This is a genomic window from Rhodococcus sp. Leaf225 (assembly GCF_001426145.1).
Taxonomy (GTDB): Bacteria; Actinomycetota; Actinomycetes; order Mycobacteriales; family Mycobacteriaceae; genus Rhodococcoides.
In genome coordinates, this window is record NZ_LMRN01000025.1 from 458,855 (window position 1) to 478,431 (window position 19,577).

At 67.6% G+C, this 19,577-nt stretch carries 17 protein-coding genes and 1 pseudogene; 8 read left to right on the forward strand and 10 right to left on the reverse strand.

Translation table 11 applies throughout. The features are described 5' to 3' along the window. Nucleotides 1-3 precede the first annotated feature (3 nt). Nucleotides 4-1,677, reverse strand: coding sequence for an EAL domain-containing protein (locus ASG69_RS20525; RefSeq protein WP_156380605.1), 1,674 nt, complete (start codon nucleotides 1,675-1,677; stop codon nucleotides 4-6). Between the two features lie 376 nt (nucleotides 1,678-2,053). Between ASG69_RS20525 and ASG69_RS20530 the strand changes: the two genes are divergently transcribed. From ASG69_RS20530 to ASG69_RS22325, 7 genes and pseudogenes are all read left to right on the forward strand, one after another. Next, nucleotides 2,054-3,025, forward strand: coding sequence for an AurF N-oxygenase family protein (locus tag ASG69_RS20530; RefSeq protein ID WP_056443859.1), 972 nt, complete (start codon nucleotides 2,054-2,056; stop codon nucleotides 3,023-3,025). Nucleotides 3,026-3,029: 4 nt separating this feature from the next. Continuing rightward, nucleotides 3,030-4,682, forward strand: coding sequence for an FAD-dependent oxidoreductase (locus ASG69_RS20535; RefSeq protein WP_056443861.1), 1,653 nt, complete (start codon nucleotides 3,030-3,032; stop codon nucleotides 4,680-4,682). Between the two features lie 14 nt (nucleotides 4,683-4,696). Next, on the forward strand, nucleotides 4,697-5,398 hold the full coding sequence (locus ASG69_RS20540) for a TetR/AcrR family transcriptional regulator (protein WP_056443863.1): 702 nt from the start codon (nucleotides 4,697-4,699) through the stop codon (nucleotides 5,396-5,398). A 56-nt stretch (nucleotides 5,399-5,454) separates the two neighbouring features. Beyond that, nucleotides 5,455-6,051, forward strand: coding sequence for a DUF6461 domain-containing protein (locus ASG69_RS20545; protein ID WP_056443866.1), 597 nt, complete (start codon nucleotides 5,455-5,457; stop codon nucleotides 6,049-6,051). 436 nt (nucleotides 6,052-6,487) lie between these two features. Continuing rightward, nucleotides 6,488-6,754, forward strand: a complete 267-nt coding sequence (locus ASG69_RS20550; protein WP_056443869.1) for a hypothetical protein — start codon at nucleotides 6,488-6,490, stop codon at nucleotides 6,752-6,754. 1 nt (nucleotide 6,755) lies between these two features. After that, nucleotides 6,756-7,394 carry a DUF6226 family protein gene (locus ASG69_RS20555; RefSeq protein ID WP_056443872.1) on the forward strand — a complete coding sequence of 213 codons (639 nt, stop codon included), beginning with the start codon at nucleotides 6,756-6,758 and terminating at the stop codon, nucleotides 7,392-7,394. A gap of 75 nt (nucleotides 7,395-7,469) precedes the next feature. Next, nucleotides 7,470-8,310: pseudogene (locus ASG69_RS22325) on the forward strand (DUF72 domain-containing protein). On the opposite strand, the gene ASG69_RS20565 reads toward ASG69_RS22325, so the two are convergent. Continuing rightward, on the reverse strand, nucleotides 8,277-9,713 hold the full coding sequence (locus ASG69_RS20565) for an HNH endonuclease signature motif containing protein (RefSeq protein ID WP_056443877.1): 1,437 nt from the start codon (nucleotides 9,711-9,713) through the stop codon (nucleotides 8,277-8,279). The pseudogene ASG69_RS22325 and the gene ASG69_RS20565 overlap by 34 nt on opposite strands. A gap of 89 nt (nucleotides 9,714-9,802) precedes the next feature. On the opposite strand from ASG69_RS20565, the gene ASG69_RS22640 reads away from it, so the two are divergent. Beyond that, entirely contained in the window at nucleotides 9,803-10,363 is a 561-nt protein-coding gene (locus ASG69_RS22640; RefSeq protein WP_156380606.1) for a hypothetical protein, read from the forward strand. A gap of 75 nt (nucleotides 10,364-10,438) precedes the next feature. On the opposite strand, the gene ASG69_RS20570 is transcribed toward ASG69_RS22640, so the two are convergent. Genes ASG69_RS20570 through ASG69_RS20605 form a run of 8 tightly spaced genes read right to left on the reverse strand, consistent with a single transcriptional unit; the run spans nucleotide 10,439 to nucleotide 19,491 of the window. Next, nucleotides 10,439-11,947, reverse strand: coding sequence for a cellulase family glycosylhydrolase (locus ASG69_RS20570; RefSeq protein WP_056443880.1), 1,509 nt, complete (start codon nucleotides 11,945-11,947; stop codon nucleotides 10,439-10,441). After that, nucleotides 11,923-13,152: an acyltransferase family protein gene (locus tag ASG69_RS22330; protein WP_056443883.1), complete on the reverse strand. Its 1,230-nt coding sequence runs from the start codon at nucleotides 13,150-13,152 to the stop codon at nucleotides 11,923-11,925. Before ASG69_RS22330 ends, ASG69_RS20570 begins: the two co-directional genes overlap by 25 nt. Further along, entirely contained in the window at nucleotides 13,149-14,549 is a 1,401-nt protein-coding gene (locus ASG69_RS22645) for an O-antigen ligase family protein (RefSeq protein ID WP_156380608.1), read from the reverse strand. The genes ASG69_RS22330 and ASG69_RS22645 overlap by 4 nt, the downstream gene beginning before the upstream one ends. Further along, on the reverse strand, nucleotides 14,546-15,658 hold the full coding sequence (locus ASG69_RS20585; protein WP_056443888.1) for a glycosyltransferase: 1,113 nt from the start codon (nucleotides 15,656-15,658) through the stop codon (nucleotides 14,546-14,548). Before ASG69_RS20585 ends, ASG69_RS22645 begins: the two co-directional genes overlap by 4 nt. Next, the gene (locus tag ASG69_RS20590; protein WP_056443891.1) at nucleotides 15,655-16,833 is read right to left on the reverse strand and encodes a hypothetical protein; all 1,179 of its coding nucleotides are present in this window, start codon (nucleotides 16,831-16,833) and stop codon (nucleotides 15,655-15,657) included. The genes ASG69_RS20585 and ASG69_RS20590 overlap by 4 nt, the downstream gene beginning before the upstream one ends. After that, nucleotides 16,830-17,951, reverse strand: coding sequence for a glycosyltransferase family 1 protein (locus ASG69_RS20595; RefSeq protein WP_056443894.1), 1,122 nt, complete (start codon nucleotides 17,949-17,951; stop codon nucleotides 16,830-16,832). The genes ASG69_RS20590 and ASG69_RS20595 overlap by 4 nt, the downstream gene beginning before the upstream one ends. Next, nucleotides 17,951-18,499, reverse strand: a complete 549-nt coding sequence (locus tag ASG69_RS20600; RefSeq protein WP_051613483.1) for an acyltransferase — start codon at nucleotides 18,497-18,499, stop codon at nucleotides 17,951-17,953. Before ASG69_RS20600 ends, ASG69_RS20595 begins: the two co-directional genes overlap by 1 nt. Beyond that, on the reverse strand, nucleotides 18,496-19,491 hold the full coding sequence (locus tag ASG69_RS20605) for a GDP-mannose 4,6-dehydratase (RefSeq protein ID WP_056443897.1): 996 nt from the start codon (nucleotides 19,489-19,491) through the stop codon (nucleotides 18,496-18,498). The genes ASG69_RS20600 and ASG69_RS20605 overlap by 4 nt, the downstream gene beginning before the upstream one ends. Nucleotides 19,492-19,577 lie beyond the last annotated feature (86 nt).

Below are 19,577 nucleotides of genomic sequence, written 5' to 3' on the forward strand. Positions count from 1 at the left end.
CGCTCAGAGGGCGTTCATGCCGTTCTGACGGCTCAGGATCGGAGTGGAGGTGGGGCGCCCCAGCAGGAACCCTTGCACCATGTCGGCACCGAGGCTGCGCGCCGACTCCAGCTCCTGCGGCGTCTCGATGCCCTCGTACACGCATTCCGCACCGATGGCGGCCGCGAAGGTGGTGAGGGCGCTGGCGGCGGCGCGGCGCATGGGGTCGGTGTCGATGCCGCGGACGATCGAGGCGTCGAGCTTGAGGACGTCGGGCTTGATCTCGACGAGCTGACGGAGACCGGAGTAGCCGGCCCCGACGTCGTCGACGGAGATGGACAGGCCCTCGTCGCGCAGATGATCGAGGGCGGCGCCGAGTGCGGTGTAGTCGCTGACCAGGTCGTGCTCGGTGATCTCGACGACGACGCGTCGGCACTCGGCGGCCTCGTCGAGGATCGGCACCAGGTCGGTGGCGACGATGGTGGTCGCCGAGACGTTGACTGCGAGGAAGACGTCGGTCGGGAGGTCTCGGGACGCCGCGACGGCGCGTCGGACAGCAGCGAGCTCCAGCGGGATCTGCAGGCCGTCGGCGGCCGCGTCGAGGAACCAGCTCTGGGTGGTGCCGTGCCCGGAAGGAAAGCGGGACAACGCTTCGTAGCCCATGACGCGACCCGTCGACACCGACAACACGGGTTGGAAGACGATGGCGGGCCCGCCGTCGGCGATCAGCTCGGCGACGTGGTGGTTGCTGCGCGGAGCCACGGCGTCGCCGTACTGCAGGAACGCGGCGGCGGTGAGGGTCTTGCCGAGCGCGACGGTCACGGTGGTGCGGTAGTCGACCGGCACGGTGGAACTGGTGCACGTCATGCTGACGGTGGCGCTGCGCAGGCGGGTCGACTCCACCAGGGCGCGCGCCGCGGCGAGCCGCTCGGCCACGTCGTCCGCGGAACCGAGCCAGACACAGGCGAATTCGCCCGGTTGGGTCCGGGCCACGATGGCGTCGGGAAACGCGTCCGTGAGGAGACTCGATGTCTCGGCGACCAGGTCGTGGCTCGTGGCGCGGCCGAGGCGTCGCTCGATCTGCACGAAGTCCCGGAGATGGACGACGGCCGCGCCCAGGGTCTGCTCGACTCCGCGGGGAACATCGAACCGGGCGACGGCGCCGTCGAGGCCGCGTCGGTTGAGCAGGCCGCTGACGCTGTCGCGTCGGCTGTTCTCGAGCTTATCGGTGAGGAAGTCGACGTGAATCTTGAGCAGGATCGGCACGATGACCGCGGTGAGCAGCGTGAGCGCACGCGAGAGAACAATCCACCCGGAGACACCGTCGTGTACCGAGAGCACAGACAGCACGACGAGGATCGCCGCGGCGAAGGCCAGCTGGGCCGTCAGGATCCGCCCGGAGACGTACACGCCCGCGAACAACGACACCAGCATCAGCAGGACGACGCCGGGAAGGGCGTCGAACGGCGACCGGGAGGCGAACAGAACGACGGTGATGCCGATGTCTGCGTAGACGACGAAAGGAATCGAGTAGCGGAGATTTCGCCCGTAGAGGTAGATGAGCAACGCGGACGGAAGAGTGGTCAGCGCCGCCACGGCGACGATGACGAAGGACGTCCTGTCGAACTGCGGTGACAGACCCCAGGTGATCCCGGCCAGGCCCACGATGATGACCAGCGTCAACACGACGAGACGCATCGCAGGCACGCTCGGGTACTCGAGGCGTGCCGCGGCGTGGTCAGCGGTCGGGATCGGACGTACGGGCAACACACACTCTCGTTCGTCGAGCCGCGTCGACCCCCGACGAACGATGCGGCAGTGAGGAGAAGGACAGGTCGAGTTCCCGGTATTCGGAGCTGCGGTTCGCAAGGACGGGGAAACGGTACCCGATGATCGAAGAATAGATGCCGAGTGAATGCAACAACCGAGAATGGCCTGATTTCGGCCACGATGACAACGTTCGTTGTACCAATTCGCGACGGCTCAACGCTTGCGTGGTACACCGAGTTGCAGTAACTTTTACTGCAACAGCCTGTCGCACCAAGTCGGCCCGGCACTCACGGAGGTTCACGCCATGACGATCACATCCGACACGCGCTCCGAGTACGAGCAGACGCTGCGCACCCTGTCCGAAGCGTCCGTTCACCAGCACTTCGATGCCTTCCTCGACATCCCCTGGGACGATCCGCACTACGCGATCGTGGCCGACGATCCCCGCTGGGTGCTCCCGGCAGCCGATCCGCTGGGCAACACCGAGTGGTACCGGTCGCTCCCTCTGGATCGGCAGATCGCGGTCGGCATGTACCGGCAGGCCAATATCCTCAAGGTGGGTCTGCAGTTCGAGCAGGTGCTCATCGCCGGCATCATGAACTACGCGCTGCGGCTCCCGAACGGCTCGCCGGAGTTCCGCTACTCCACGCACGAGGCGACGGAGGAGTGCCACCACACCCAGATGTTCCAGGAGCTGGTGAACCGGATCGGTGTCGCCGTGCCCGGTGGCCCGAGGTGGTTCCGCAAGGCCGGCCCTCTTCTTCCCCTCTTCGCGGGCCCGCTCCCGTTCGGCTTCTTCGTCGGAGTGCTGGCCGGTGAGGAGCCCATCGACCACGCGCAGAAGTCGATCCTGCGCGCCGGTGCATCGCAGCACCCGTTGATGACGCGCATCATGCAGATCCACGTCGCCGAGGAAGCGCGGCACATCGGATTCGCCCACCAGTACCTGGAACACCGCGCCCCGAAGCTGTCCCGACGTCAGCGGTTCGCAATGTCCATTGCGACGCCGATCATCATGCGCGTGCTGTGCGACGTCATCATGAAGCCCAGCAAGCAGGTGCAGCGCGAGCTCGGAATCCCGCGCGAGGTAGTGCGTGAGGTGTGGTGGGACAACGACGCCTCTGCGAAGACGTTGCGCGACATGTTCGGTGACGTCCGCAAGCTGTCGGAGGACATGGGGCTGATGAACCGCGTCTCGAAGCGTCTGTGGACGAGTCTGCGTATCGACGGACGCCCGTCGCGGTTCCGCAGCGAGCCCGCCTCCGCCGCGGCCTGATTCGATGCCCCACGTCGTCACCGGGACGTGCTGCGCCGACGCGTCCTGCGTCCTCGCGTGCCCGGTCAACTGCATCCACCCCGCGCCGGGTGAGCCCGGGTTCGGGACCACAGACATGCTGTTCATCGACCCGGCGACATGCGTGGGATGCAGTGCCTGTGTGACGGCGTGCCCGGTGGGCGCGATCGTCTCCGACACGAAGCTGACCATCGAGACCGCTCCGTACGCGGCCCTCAACGCGGAGTACTTCGAGCGGTCTCCGCACGCGGACCGCACTCCGCTGGCTCTCGTTGCGCCGCAACGACGTCTGCGCCGCGGTGGCCCGTTCCGCGTCGCGGTGATCGGTGCCGGGCCTGCCGGGCTGTATACCGCGGACGAGCTGCTCAAGCATCCCGAGGTGGCGTCGGTCGACGTCTACGACAAGCTCCACACTCCGCACGGCCTGGTGCGGCACGGCGTCGCACCCGACCACGCGACCACCAAGAAGGTCACCGACCTCTTCGAGGCGATCGAGAACGAGCCCGGCTTCCGCTACGTGCTGGGCGCCGAGGTGGGAACGACTGTCACTGTGGCGCAACTGCAGTCGGTCTATCACGCGGTGGTGTTCGCCGTCGGCGCGTCGTCCGACCGCACGCTCGGCATTCCCGGTGAGAACCTGACGGGCTCCGTGGCGGCCACCGACGTCGTCGGCTGGTACAACGGCCATCCCGACCATCGGGACGCCGCCGTCACGCTCGATCACGAGCGCGCCGTCGTCGTCGGCAACGGCAACGTCGCCCTCGACGTCGCGCGCATGCTCACCCGCGACACCGATTGGCTCTCGGAGAGAACGGACATCGCGCCGCACGCTCTCGACCAGCTCCGGGGTTCTCGGATCCGAGAGGTGCGGATTCTCGGCCGACGCGGACCGGCCGACGCGGCCTTCACCGTGCCCGAGCTGATGGGTCTCGCAGCGCTCACCGATGTCGATGTCATCGTCGAGGCGGATCCCGCACAGCTGCAAGGTGACGATCAGCGGAGTCGCCTGCTCGCGGAGCTGGCTGCTCGGCCGCGATCGACAGACGCCACGCGCCGTCGCATCGTGCTCACGTTCGCGGTGTCTCCGGTGGAGATCCTGGGCCGGGACGGCCGGGTGACCGGCGTCCGCGTCGCCCGGAACAACCTGGTCGAGGGTGCTGACGGTGCCGTCGTCGCCGTCCCGACGTCCGACGAGTACGTCCTCGACGCCGGCCTGGTGGTGCGGTCGGTCGGCTTCCGCGGTGTCGGTCTGCCCGGGCTCCCGTTCGACGAGCGCACGGGCACCGTGCCGAACGATCGCGGGCGGGTGGCGCCGGGTGTGTTCGTCGTCGGGTGGATCAAGCGCGGTCCGCGCGGCTTCATCGGCACGAACAAGACCTGCGCGCAGGAGACGGTGGAGGCGGTGCTCGACCACCTGGACTCCGACATCACCGAGCCGCACCACACGCCCGACGAGTTGATCGCAGCGGCGATCCCGCGGGCGGGTGACCTGGCGGCATGGCGCCGGCTGGATGCGGAGGAGCTCGCTCTCGGTCGACGGAACGGTCGGCCGCGCGTGAAGATCGTCGATCGGCTCGATCAGGAGGCCGTCGCGGCACGTGTGACGGTCAGGGCGCCGCGGAGACTACTGCGTACGTGAGATGCTTCGGTGCGATGAGCACCGAGCGCACCACCTCCGGTGACGGCCGGAGGCGACGGTGGGATCAGCACAACGCCGACCGCCGCCGTCAGGTGATCGCCGCTGCCCTCGACGTGCTCGAGCGGGGCGTGCATCCGGGGGAGTGGGTCACGGCGCAGCAGATCGCCGACGAGGCGCGCATCCATCGCACCGGCATCTACCGTTACTTCGCCGACAGGGCTGACCTCGACGTCGCCATCCAGCGCACCATCTGTGAGCAGCTGGAACACACCCTGACGGCGTCGGTGACACTCGAGGGTCTGCCACGCTCGGTGGTGCAACGGGTGGTCGACTCGTACGTGCGCTGGGTGGTCGCCCATCCCACCTGGACGTACGTCATCGAGCAGAACGTCACCGGATCGTCCGAATCACCGCTGCAGAGCACCATCGCCCGCGTCGCCGAGAAGATCGAGGTGGCCGTCGGCGGATTCCTCGCTCTCGTCGACGCCGACCTGGGCGACGAGGACCTGCGCCTGGTCGGACCGTGGGTGTCGAGCCTCATCTCCGGCTGCGTCGGCGCGGTGAGAACGTGGCGCGCACAGGAGGATTCGGTCGATCTCGACACGTTCGCCGCCTTCCTCGCCGACACCATCTGGCTGCAGATCACGGGCCTCGGCGCGTCGCGGGGGATCACGATCCCGAACGTGCCGCTGGAGAGGGTGCTGGACGCCAACTAGGCCGTGGCCGCGTGTGCCGACTGCAACTGACCTCGGTTGCGACGTAGATTGCAGCAATGACGAACGTGCGCTCCGCTGATTACGCGTGGATCACCGTCGACGACCCTTACCTGCTCGACGAAGGATTCTGCCTGTCGGTGTTCTCGCCTGCCACTGTGGACGACGTTCTCGCAGGGCTTCCGGCAGTCACCGAGTCGAGCACAGGCGACTTGGGCGCGCTCTGTGATCTTGCCTGGGACAACGGCCGGGATCTGATCGGCGGTGTACTCCAGGTCGGCGAGTCGGTCGTTCTGTACGAACCCTATGGCTACCTCGACGACGACGCGAAGCAAAGCCTGTCGACTGGCCGATTCGCGGTCAGCGTCGACGGCAACCTCGCTGCCAGTCACTTCCGGTTCTATCGTGACGGAGCGTTGGTGACCATGTTCGAGCACATGTTCGCGGACTCCCGCCAGGGCAACGATCCTGATGCGGTGTTGCCACTGATGGAACAGGTGGGTGGCTTCGACCTCGATCGCGGGCCCGAGGACGATCCAGCCCTCGACGCGAACTACCTGGCGTCGTCATTTGCGCTGTGCGAAGCGATAACTGGTGCGCGGCTCACTTATCGGCTCATGTCGGAGTCGCAGTTCTTGATCTGTCGATTCGCCTGAGTGCCACTGGCCGTAGGTATGGCGGAGGTTGCCATTGATCAGCCTGTCGATGCGCTTGCGCAAGCCACGAACGGCGTCGTCGTCCGGGCGCGGTGGGTCGAGGAGCAATGTCCACCGAAGGTTCGTCCCAGCGCCATCGTCCGTCAGGTCGAAGCGAATGAGAGCACTGGGTCTCGCCGGCCAGAGCGACGACCACACGACCAGCGACGGCGGCTCGGACTCGATGACGCGCGGAAGCATCTCGTCATCGAGCAGGCGCAACCACGGCCGTATGGTCTCGCGTCCGGGATTGACGAGATCGTCGAAAACCACATGAGGGGGCGGTGGCTGGTTCTTCCGTCGGGTCACGACCTCGTCCATGCACCGCACCGTACGGTGTCGAGGGGATCGTGAGAAACAGTTTTCCGAGCACCGGAATGCTTGCCACACTGGACCGATGTGGGGCCCCGATCTCGAGTACGTCGACGAGTGGACGTTGCCGTTGCTCCCCGACTCCGGAATGGGTGCGCCCACCCAGATGGTCGACGCGTGTGTCGCAGTGGGGTCGGACCTGCACTGGCGCCGGTCCGGTGCGCACCTGGACCTCGACCGACTTCGGTGGACCCTCTCGCTCCACGAGACGGGTGTCGCGGTGTGGTGCGATCCCCGCACCGACCGGGCGGTAGCACCGATCGGACTGCTCGCAGCGAGAGAGGATGACTGACGTGAGTTCGTACGTACGCCCCACGATCGAGGAGCCGGTGTTCCGCGACTCCGACGGTCGGGTCATCGAGTACGGGAACCTGTGGGCCGACTCTCCGCCGGAGAGTGCCTATTCCGTGACCGAACACCCGGAACGCTATGCGCCACTTCATGTGATCGCGGATGCCCTCATCGAGCACCTACGCGACACCTACGACGTCGAGATCGACGAGGGTCCGGAGGCGATTGCGGAGTTGGTTCGCCCGCATCGCGCCACGACTCGTGCTGTTCGAATCCGACCGAGCGATTCCGACTGCGCGACACTGACACTGATCTTCACGTCCTACCCCGGGATCGGGATGCACGCTGGTCTGCTGCACGATTTCTACTTCCCGAGCTGCGGGTGCGACGCGTGCGACTCGACCTGGCAGGACGAAGCCGACGGCCTCGAGCGTCAGGTGTTCGCGGTCGTGAACGGCAACTATCGGGAGAGTGTCAAGCGCGGGCTCCGTCCGATGGTCGGGTACGCATTCACCTTTCCCGACGGCGCGAGCTCGGGGCGGACCGGTTCCGACGGTATCCCCGCAGCGCGTCTCGACGCTGCGGATCCCATTCTCCGTGCACTTCCCGACGGCTGGGCCGCCTGGCCACCGCGACCGTGATCGCACCAGGCCCATGTGTCGCAGCTCGGTGTGCGGGTATCTGCTGACGGAGGCCGAGAGGACGGGAGGTAGCCGATGGAACTGCGCATCGGCATCTCCGGCTGGCGCTACGCGGGCTGGCGGGGCGACTTCTATCCCGCAGGCCTGGCGCAGCGCCGCGAGCTCGAGTACGCCTCCCGCGCACCGACCTCCATCGAGATCAACGGCTCGTTCTACTCCCTGCAACGGCCGTCGAGCTATCAGCGGTGGCGTGCCGAAACGCCGGACGGGTTCGTGTTCGCGGTGAAGGGGCCGCGCTTCGTCACCCACATGAAGAAGCTGGTGGGGGTGGACGCGGCGCTGGGCAACTTCTTCGCGTCGGGGGTTCTCGCGCTGGGGCCACGGCTCGGGCCGATCCTGTGGCAGCTGCCGGCCACGTTCCGTTTCGACGCCACGAGAATGGCCGACTTCTTCGCGCTGCTGCCGCGGTCGACGACGGAGGCCGCTCGGCTGGGGGAGAAGCACGACGACAAGCTCGCCGACGACCGCGTGTTCCTGGACGTCGACGAGGACCGGCCGCTGCGGCACTGTCTCGAGGTGCGGCATGCAAGCTTCGACTCACCCGAGGCCTACGAGCTGATGCGGGCACACGACATCGGGTGCGTGGTGGCGGACTCCGCCGGGAAGTTCCCCATGCTCACCGAGGTCACCAGCGACGTGGTCTACGTCCGGTTGCACGGCGACACGGAGCTGTACACGAGTGGGTACTCCGACGAGGCGCTCGGCCGGTGGGCCGAGCGCATCGGTGAGTGGCGCGCTGCGAAGCGCAGACGTGTACGTCTACTTCGACAACGACGCGAAGGGCTTCGCGCCGTGGGATGCGTTGCGACTCATCGAGATGACTCAGGCCGCTGGCTCGTCGTCCTCCCACAGATAGTCCTGTGGGTGGTGATAGTGGTTCACCCGGCCTGTCCTCGACGGGTCGATGAGGGCAGGCGGGTGCCACAGAGTGCGCCCGGCGTAGGGATGGCCTGGCGGCGCTGTGGTGGTGGACCATCCGAGTGCTCCGTCATGGACCATCGGATGGTGCATGTCGCACACGAAGGTGAGCGACTCGATGTCGGTGGGCCCGCCGTCCTGCCACTCGTGGATGTGGTGCGCCTGAGTGGCGACGGCGGGGCGATCGCATCCCGGTGCTGTGCATCCGCGGTCTGTGGCCATGAGGACGAGGCGCTGGTCCTCACTGGCGATGCGGCGGGTGCGGCCGAAGTGGAGTGGTCTGCCGTCGTCGTCGCCGAAGACAGCGAGGTAGTGATCGGCGTGCGACCCCATGCGGATGACGTCGCGGATCGGCATGGTGGAACCCGTTGCGGTGGTGGCCAGTCCGGTGCCTCGGATCAGGTCCTCGAGACGGGCGACGATGATGACCTTGACCGGCACACCGCGGTGCCTGCCGAGATCGTCGGAGGACAGTGTGTCGCGTAGCAGTAGCTTGAGGGCGTCGTGCCGTCGTTGCGGTGTGGTCCGGGTGTCGCGCTGGCGGGTCTCGTCGTCCGGTTCTCCGATGACGGGCGCGCGTGTGTCCTCGGGATTGCCCACCCCGGGCGACGCGTACTTGCTGTTGTAGGCATCGAGGTACGCCGCGGTCTCGGGATCGAGAACGAACCTGCCGCTGCGCATGCCGTCGCTGTCCTGCTTGCCCATGAAGATGCCGCGCTTGCGGACGCGCTCCGGCGGGAGCTCGAACTCGCCTTCCTCGACGATGTGCGCGGTGATGCGTTCGGCGAGCGCGGTGAGTTCTGCGGGACGCACCTCGCGCGCCGCGTCGGCCAGGTGCCGCTCCGCGTGGGCGCGAGTATCGGCATCCACAGCAGCGGGGAGATTCTTGTCGAACTTCCTGATCACCTTCACGTGGGCCGGGTCGATGGCACCCTCGCGCAGCGCCGCAGCGGTGGCGGGCAGCTCGGGTTCCATGACGTCGCCGAGCAGGGTGGTCCTGTTGCCGAGCTGGGCGGCCACGGACAGTCGCGCCACAGCGGCTGCGCGATCGATGGTGAGGAGTTGAGCCAGCGCATCGGCGTTGTGCGCTCCGGTCTCCTCGAAGCCGCGCTGCTGGACGAGCTCGGCCAGCCACACGTGCGCCTGCGCCTGCCGCGACCGCGTCACCTTCTCGTCCCGCACCAGAAGGGCGAGACGGTCGGCCGTCCCGATGTGCTGAGTGTCGTAGGCCGCGATGCGGCGCGTCAGCTCCTCCTGCGCAGCGACGAGCTGGGCGAGAACGGGGTCGCCGATGGAGCCGTCGTCACGACGACCATCCCCTGCGTTTCCCCCCGAAAACATGCCTCACAGTACCGCGGACCACCGACAAAAATCGAACGTGTGTTCGATTTGCCTACATGTGCGGAAGTGGGCCGAATTCAGAGAAGGCCGTGGCTGATGCAGAGAAACAGCAACACGAGAAAAGCGACGAAGCTGACACCGACGGAACTGACTTGTCCGAGCGTCGGTTTATCGGGCGCAACAATGCGCGAACGTCGTCTGACCATGCGGAAAGTATGGCCATCCGCTGTTTCTGCTGCAAGTCATCCCGCGATCTCATCCGACTCGTCCTCGGCGTCGAAGAACTCGAAACACGCCTGAACAGGCCGGGTGCGCGAAGCGTCGTTGACCCCGTCCTCCGATCGAATGACAGGTTCTGTGGTGCGGATCGCGTACCGAAGACGCCCGTGGTGGCGCTTCGAACCCCGCCGAGAAACGTTCTCAATGGTTTCATTGCCATTTATGGTCACATTTCCGGATTTCGGTGTCACACTCGTGCGATGTGGTGGATCGTCTACGGCATCGGCGCCGTCTGGGTTGTCGCAGCCCTGGTCATCGGCGTCGTCATGGGCCGTGCCATTCACAATGCGGACATCGAGGACGGGGCTCGCATTCTGGGCGAGGAGACGCCTCTGAACCGCAATCCCCGGACGCCCGTCACGCTCGAATAGCGGCCCGTGAAACGGTGTCGCAATGTCCAGTAACGGCGACGTCAGCGGAAACCCGGCGCAGCGCGCCCAGCCGCGTCACCGGTCGCGCACCACCACTGCCCCGTCCGTCGGGTTCCACAGGATGCGGCCGGACTCGAAGTCCACGACGCGCTGACCGTCGGGCGTCTCGTACTCCCCGGTGACCGGGAACCCGAGCTCCGGCCGCCACTGATCGAGGATCGCGCCGACGACGGCCCATGTGCCGAAGCGCGGATCGGAGAACACCCGGAACCCGCCGTCGGCCAGCAGGTCCTGGTATCCGTCGTGGAACGGGCCCGCCGGAACGAGCCCCGTGGTGCGGGCGATGTCGGCGACCGCCGGCGGCGAGGTGAGCCAGCCGCTCGAAGTCGAGTACAGGCTGCCGTGGGTGTACTGGCGGCCCGAGCCCGCGGGGAGTGCGAAGACCGGGCCCCGCGGCTCGCCCAAGTCGGAGGGTGCGGCGGCGTCGAACCGGTTCGCGATGTCGCGCTGGGGCAGCCCCGCCGCGGCCAGTGCGGCCAACTGTCCGTAGACGGGTTTGGGTACGAAGGCATCGTCGAGCACGCCGAAGCGTGCCTCCGGATCGGGGGACAGGCTGTCGCCGTCACGGACGGTGTAGACGTAGAACGGCCCGCCGTACGGCACCTCGCCCCACTGCTGCGCCGACTCCACGATGAGCCGCGCCTGCGTGTCCGCGTCCACGCCGGTGTCGGGCGCGCCGTACTCGGTGATCCAGATGCGTGCCGCCGCATCCCCGTGCGCCACCATCGTCTGCCGCATCCTGATGATCTGCTGCACAGCCGAATTGGGGTACAGGCCGGCGTCGGCCAGGGTGGTGCCGTAGTCGTACGCGTGGTACGAGAGCGCGTGGAACGACCCGGCCGCACCGGTGTCGTACATACCCACGAGGAACTCGTTCGAGTCCATCCGGCCGTCGGTGGTGTCCGTGTTGCCCAGTGCCCCCGCCACGACGACGGCGTCGGGATCGGACGCGGTGACGGCGGTGAAGGCGGACCGCAGCATGGCGGTGTACCGGGCGGGGTCGGGGTTCGGCCAGAAGAACAGTCGGCCGTTCGGCTCGTTCCAGATCTCGTAGGTCGACACCCGCCCGCGATACCGATCGGCGACGACGCCCGCGAACGCGCCGTACTCCTGCGGGTTTCGGGGAGCCGCTGCGGCGAGGTCCGAGAACCCGATGGCCGCCCACGCCGGTGTCGTGGTCAGCGTGGCCACCACGTCCAGGCCGGCCGCCCTGGCGGCGTCGACCACCCGATCGGAGGGTCGCCAGTCGTACTGCCCCCGAGCAGGTTCGGCGAAGCGCCACGAGATGTCGATACGAACCGATGTCGCCCCGCCGTCGCGGACCGCGGCCATCGTCCGGGAGACGTCCGCGTCGTCCGCCCACAGGATGGACGATCCGGTGGAGTAGCCGAGCACTCGGGGCGGCGCCACCGGTTCCCCGGGGACGGGCGGCGCAGCCCGGTCCCGCGCGCACCCGGCCGCCGCTGCCGCGGCCGCGAGCACGAGGAACCCCCGTCGGTTCACGTGGTACGTCCGGCTCGCCATCGCATCATCGGTCGTTCCACCAGGTAGTACGTCAGCGACCCGAGCGCCACCGTCAAGGACATGACCAGCACGAATCCCCACACGAGACCGAGTGCGGTGGGCGGGATCGGAATCCCCGCACGGCCGACCAGGATCAGAACGGGGTAGTGCCACAGATAGGAGGACAGGGAGACCATGCCGAGATACTTGAGCGGCGCCCAGTCGGTCATCCTCGCGAGGCGGGAGTCCTCGCCGCGGCCGAGAGGCGCGACGATCGCGAGAATGGAGGCGCACGAGGCGATCGCGAACACCGAGGAGATATAGCGAGATCCGAGCGCGAACAACAGCATCGAGCCGGACAGCGCCAGGACGGCGATGCTGAGGAGAACCGCCGACAACCGCGACGTCGACAAGCGGGAGAAAGCTCCCCGGGCGATCGCGGCGTAGACGACGGCCGCCACCATGCCCCAGGCGAAGTGGTCGGCGAGAGCGAGGAAGCTGCGCGAGAACACCGCGACCCAGTTCGGTCCCCAGTACTGCTCGAGCGGTGGGAGGCCGCTCGCGTGCTGCAGCCTGCCGACGATGGTGTTGGCGATCAGCCCGAGCGCGATGAGCGCCACCGCGGGGATCAGCGCGGTCACGAGGGGTCGCCGGCCGCCGCGGCCGAACCGGAAGAGCAGGAAGCCCGCTATCGGGAGGACGAGGTAGAAGCCCCACTCGGTGCTCAGCGACCAGGAGGGATTGATTCCGGTCTGCAGAGTGCTGGGGAAGTACGACTGCGTCAGCGTCAGGTGCGCCAGGAGGGGCAGCGGCGCGGTGATGGTGCCGGTGCCGTCGGCGGAATGATCCCAGCCGCTCGTCACGGGATTCACCACGTAGCCGGCGCCCAGGACGAAGTTCACGATCAGGAAGATGACGATGTAGGCGGGAAACACCCGTCGGACGCGGGCGACGAAGTAGCGCTTCGTGTTCGGGAACGCTGCCCCGTCGGCGAAGCGCGTGACGTACGGAAGGTAGAGCAGGAACCCGGACAGCGCGAAGAAGAACGTGAGGGCCTGGCCCAGGAAGTCGATCCGCGTCGACGCGACGATGTTCGGGGTGTGCACCACGGCCACGTGGGCGAGGACGACGCAGATCGCGGCGACACCGCGGGGGCCTTCCAGCCCGGCGATCCAGGCCTTCCGCTGGGTCGGCGGTGCGGTGACGGGAGCGGGAGTATCGGTCACCGTGGAACCTCCTGCAGTCGAGCATGATCGGGTTCGACGGCGCTGTCGTCCGGTGTGGGTGTCGGGTTGACTGTGAGCAGAGCGAGGAAGACCGAGAACACCATCGTGACGATCGGATTGGTGACCACCGGGAAGTCCAGTTGCAGTGCGACGAGCAGGAATCCGATGAAGGCCGCACCGATCACACCGGCCTGCCAGTGCGTCGACGAGCGCATCCGTCGGTACGCGATGACCAGCGCGGCCAGCAGCAGCGCGAGGAACACGACGCCGACGATGATGCCCCCGCGATAGAGCGTCAGCAAAGGGGTATTGGCGACGTAGTTCGCGTTGTAGCCGGCCACCTCGTCGATGAGCTCGAGGGCACCCCACCCGCGCCCGAAGAGCCAATGCCCGTCCATCGATGGAAGGAAGTTCGCGAGTGCGCGGGCCCTGTCGTCGGTTCCGCGGTCGGACGAGCCGAAGCTGGACAGGAACCGCGCGTTGACGGCGGGGATGGCGAGTGCGACAGCCGCGCCCAGCAGCGTGGCCGCCACGACGATCACGCGGGTCCGTGTCCGCAGTTGCTGGAACGCGAGGTACACCGCCAGCGCGACGATCACCGACAGGATGGCCGAGCGCGACAGGGTCGCCATCAGCGCCAGTCCGATGACGGCACTCGACACGATGCGGATCCACCCGCGGGTCAACGCCAACGCGAGGGCGAAGCCGAGGAACAGAAAGATGCCCGCCACGTTCGGGTCGATGTAGGTGCCGGCCAACCGACGGATGGACGTGCCGCCCACCTCGAACCAGCGCAGCGTGGTGCCGATGGTCCCGGTGTTCCCGTACCCGATGGGGGACAGGACGGAGATCGCCGTCCCGGTGCGGTCGAAGAACAGGATCAGGAGGGAAGCGCCGCCGCCCACCGCCGCGCCGCACACATAGGACAGGCCGAAGCGGCGCAGGTCGACCGCATCGAGTCGGAGCAGCGGGAAGATCAGTGACGTCGCCACTGCCCATTTGAGGAACTCGGTGACATGGACTCCACTGGTGGCGCTCTGGGTGACCGAGGCGAGCGAGACGAGCAGGAGCAGCGCCACCATCACGTCGAGGCTGCGCACCCGCAGGACAGGGGGCGGGTGGGTGAGCATCGCGGCCCACACCGCGACCGCGAGGAGCAGCACCGCGGGTCCCGCGCCGGGAATCACCGCGAACGGGATGCCACCGAGCGTGAATCCCAGTGCGGCATAAACGAATTTTGGTGAGGCAAGGGTGACCGTCACGCCGACCACCATGCCGATCAGGCCCACCGCGAGCAGCCGGGCGGCGCTGGTGCTCGAGCCGGACAGCAGGCCCACCGCGACGGCCACACCGGCGCCGAGGATGCCCACCAGGAGAGACGCTCTGCGGGGGGTCATGGCGCCAACCACTCCTGCACCGCGCGGTGCGGTGCGCCCTCGTTCCAACGGTCGGCGTTGGCTCGGTAGAGGGCGTCGCCGTCGGCCACCGCGGCCGAACGGTCGAGCAGGTAGCGCCGGCAGCGCTGCACGAACTCGTGCTTGTCGTCGATGCCGTCGATTCCCAGGACGGGTCCGAGCGATCCGACGGCCGCGGTGGTACCGACGACGGGCATGCCCCGGCTGGCCGCGTCGAGGATCTTCACCCGGACTCCGCCGCCGGTGACGATGGGCGCGACCATGGCGCGGCTGGTCGAGAGGAACGCGTCCAGGTCGTCGACGAAGCCCAGATCCTCCACACCGGGCGGCAGCGGTACGGGCCGGCCGGGTCCGCGCGAGCCCACGATGCGCAGTTCCGCACCGTCGATGCCGCGGGCGATGTCCGGCCACCACGTCAGCAGCCGTTCGAACGCCTCCTGGTTGGGCGACCACTGGCGGTCGCCGAGGAACACCAATCGAGGGCCGGACTCGCCGATGTCCACCTGCGTCTTCGGGGGCAGTGTCAGATCCAGCCAGTGCGCTCGCCGCACCCCGTGATCGGAGTAGAACTGCGCCTCCTCCGCGTCGTACGTCCCGACAGAGTAGGCCTGACGCGCGACGCGGAGTTCGTCGCGCACGATGCGGCGCGAGTCGACCCGGCCGAGGACTCCCCGGGTCGCCTTCCACACCAACGTCTCCGACACGACGGTGCTCACCGCGAGGATGGGGTCTCCGTGTCGACGGGTGTGTGCCCGCGAGGAGTGCAGGAAGGCCTCGGCCATGTAACTGTGGTCGGCGACGAAGATGTCGGCGTCGGTGTCGTCCACGGCCTTCACGAGGCTGTCCGAAGTGAAGCGCGTGTGCACCAGACTGCGACGGGTGCGCAGGCTCCGGCTCACCAGTTCGGCCGGGCGCGGAGCCGTCTTGGGAATACGGACGACGTCGGCCTCCGCCACCTCCGGGCGGCCGGAGAGGCACACGACAGCGACGTCGTACGACGACCGGGCGAGCGTCATCACGAGGTTCGCCATCGTCAGATCGCCCGTCGACTCGAACCGGGGATCCTTGGCCAGGAGAAATGCCGCTTTCATCGAGTAGCCCTGTCGTGAAGTGGTTCCCGGATGGAGGACGACGCCGCGCCGTGTACGGCGCGGTGGTACACGAACAGCAGGGCGGCCTCGCACACGACACAGGCCACGGCCGCGCCGTACCCGCCGAGCGGTCCCACGAGCAACGCCAGTGCCGCGAGCTTCGCCACCGCCACGGCGACGGTGGCCTTCACCCGCAGGGCGTCGCGCTTCTGCACGAACAGCACCACGATGAACGAGTGGTTGATCGCCCGCGCGACGACGAACAGCGAGAGGATCAGCGTGATGTGGCCGGTGTAGTCGGCGCCGCCCCAGACCAGGATGCCGACGCCGATGACGGCCATCGACCCACCGGTGAGCAGGCCGACCTTGACGACGTCGCGAAGCGCCGGCGCTCCCGACACGTGACCGCCGACCGCCCGGATCTTCTCGAGGTAGGTGTTGGCATAGTTCTGGCCGATGGTCGAGATGGCCAGTGCCGCCACGAGTGCCACGGAGTAGTAGCCCGCGACCTCGTCGCCCGCGACCCACCCGATCACGACGACGTCGCCCTGCGCGTAGAGGGCGGCGGCGAGAGCCTCGAAGGAGAGCAGCGCGAACTCCTTCGGCCCGCCGGGTGCGGCGGGGGTCCGTCCGGGGACGTACCGGAGGCAGGCGGCCGCCACCACGAGGTAGGGGAGCAGGTACAGGGCCGCGGCTGTCGACAGCGACGGTGCCTCCACCGCATACAGATACGTGGCACCGAGGACGATGCTCGTGATCTGCCGGACCGCGTCGAAGCGCATGGCGACGTCGGGACGTCCCTCCCGGAGCAGGTGGCTCTTCCAGGTGTTGAACAGCAGCTCACCCGCCGCGACGATCACGGCGAAACCCACGACGAACGACGCGGTGAACGCGACGACACCGACCACCGCCACCACCGAGCCGAACAACACGCGGGCGCAGCGTTCCCGCTCGTACCTGGCCTCATCGAGTCGAAGGGAGCGGACGTAGAACGCGTTGTCGATGCCGGCGTTCACGATGGCAGCCGTCGCCACTGCGACCGCGTACTGCCCGTAGGAGCCGATGCCGAGGGTGTGGATGAGGGCGAACGTCCAGCCGAGCCCGACGAGCCGGCCGCTGTAGTTCCAGAACGACGCCACCCCCGTGCGGAGGAGATGGCTGTCGAGCGCTCTCATCGCACCGAGTACTCGGCGGCGTCGAGGCTCGCCCCGGCGGACCACGCGTCGAGGAAGACGGCCGCACAGTGGGTCATGGCGTCGGCTCGCCGTACCGCGTCGACCTGGCGGGTGAGGTCGTCGAGCCGGGCGCCGTCGCGCACCACGCCGAGTACCGCGGCCGCGAGATCGTCGACGCTGTCGACTCCCACGGCGCCTCCGCGCTCCACCGTCTCGGCGAGTGCTCCCTCGGTGATGCAGACGATGGGCGTTCCGTAGGCGAACGATCGGGTGACGGCGCTGGAGGCGGGATAGGCCTTGCCGTACGGATTGTGCTTGGAGTACGGCACCAGAAGCAGTCGGATCGACTCGAAGAAGCGGTCCTCGTCGGGACCGTTCACCTCGCCCACGAGGGTCACACCGGCCATCGCCGGCAGTGCCGCCGTTCCTCGTCCGGCGGCGCGGATGTCGATGTCGGCGTCCAGTTCCTCGCGCAGACGGCCGATGAGATCGAAGCCCTTGCCGCGGTAGACATGGCCGAACAATCCGACGGCGAGTGGACGCTCCGCGGGTGGAGTGAGGTCGGGGCGGGCCGGCACGAAGATGCGTGCCGCGACCGGGTGTGACCGGGGGAAGGTGCGACGGATGCTGTCGGCGCCCATCGTCGTGAGGGCGAAGACGGTGCGCCCCCGCAGCACTCGAAGTTGCAGCGCGGTGGTGATCACCCGGAACGGGTAGTGGACGGCGTGGTGCAGGAGGCGGTGGCGTCCTACCAACTTGGTCTTGAAGGGCCACCACACCGGGTAAGGCGGATCGTGCACCGTGGCCGTGACGGTCACCCCGCGCAGCAGTGATGCCCAGAACACCGACAGCGACCCGCCGCTCTGCTCGAAGTGGACGAGGGTGGGGCCTTGCGCCGACGATGCCTTCACCAGCGCGCGGATCCGTCTCGCATGGGCGAGTACCTCGCGCGCCGTCTCCGCGCCCTCGGTCTCGATGCGGTAGTCGACGACGTCGAGGAAGTGCGGGGCGACCTCGGTGAGAAAATCGTCGGCGTAGTCGCCGACGCCGCTGCGGCCGGCAGCAGGCGCGACGTAGACCAGCCGTGTACGGGCGAGATCCACCACGTCGGATCCCATCAGTAGAGGAGCGGGCGGAAGGTGGGGTGGTAGTCCAACGCGGACGTGCGCTTGCCCAGCGCCGTGGCGGGAACGCCGGCGGCGATCTCCATCTCGCCCACGTCGCGGCGGACCAGAGACGCGGCACCGATCACGGCGCCGGCGCCGATCTCCACGTCCCTCAGCACCGTGGCGCGGCTCGCGATCCACGCGTGGTGTCCCACGTGCACCGGCCCGAGGCGGACACCGAAATCGTCACTGTCGACGTCGTGGTCCCCGGTGATGATGTGGACGTCGGACGCGATCACCACGTCGTCGTCGATGAGGAGACCCCCGCGGGCGTCCAGCAGCACGGACGATCCGATAGAGACGTTGTTGCCGATCACCAGCCGTCGGAGCCCGAACGTCGTGGAGCCCAGCATGATCGACGAGCCCGTGCCGATGGTGGCGCCGAAGAAGCGGAGCCACCCCTGGCGGAGTGTGTGCGACGGGATGTGGGTGATCAGGAAGTTGAAGACGCGCTCACCCAGTTGTTCCTTGCGCGTGCTCGAGTAGGGCGCGGAGTTCACTGGGCACCGGCCGCACGCTTGGACTGATCGTCGACGTCGTGCCGCACCATCATGCGGACCAACTCGTCGAAGCCGACCTTGGGGCGCCAGCCGAGCGTCTCCCGTGCCTTTGTGGAATCGCCGATGAGTTCGTCCACCTCGGCCGGTCGCAGGAAGGCCGGATCGATGTGCACCCGCTCGCTCCAGTCGGAGATGCCGATCTCGTCGAACGCGATGTCGAGCAGTTCGCGGATCGAGTGCGTCTCACCGGTGGAGATGACGTAATCGTCGGCGTGGTCGTGCTGCAGCATCAACCACATCGCCTCGACGTAGTCGCCGGCGAAGCCCCAGTCGCGCTTGGCGTCCAGGTTTCCCAGTGCGATCTCGTCCTGCAGGCCCAATGTGATGCGAGCGACGGCCTGCGACACCTTTCTGGTGACGAATTCCGGTCCACGGCGCGGTGATTCATGATTGAACAAGACGCCGGAGCTGGCATGCATGCCGTAGGACTCGCGGTAGTTGATCGTCATGTAGTGGCCGTACACCTTGGCGACGCCGTAGGGCGAGCGCGGCCAGAGAAGCGTCTTCTCGGTCTGCGGTACTTCCTGCACCTTGCCGAACATCTCGGAACTCGATGCCTGGTAGAACCGCACGTCGCGGCCGGAGCTGTCCTGGAAGAAGCGCACCGCCTCGAGGATGTTCAGCACACCGCCGCCGGTGACGTCACTGGTGAGCCGGGCGTTCTCCCACGAGTACGCGACGAAGGAGATGGCGCCGAGGTTGTAGACCTCGTCTGGCTTCGCATGGGCGACGGCGCGAATGAGGCTCACCAGATCGAGCAGGTTGCCGCTGATGATCTCGACGTACGGGTGTGTGACGCGGAGCAGATCTGCCTTGGGATTGTTCTGTCCGGCCACCAGGCCGAACACGTCGTACCCCTTCTCGTGCAGCAGTTCGGCGAGGTACATGCCGTCCTGCCCGGTGATTCCTGTGATGAGAGCTCGCTTGGTCAAGACACACCATCGCTTCCGTCAGTCGAGCTCGAGTGTCCGAAACGCCGAACTCCGTCGCGTCGTGCTCATGTACGTCCCCGTAAACG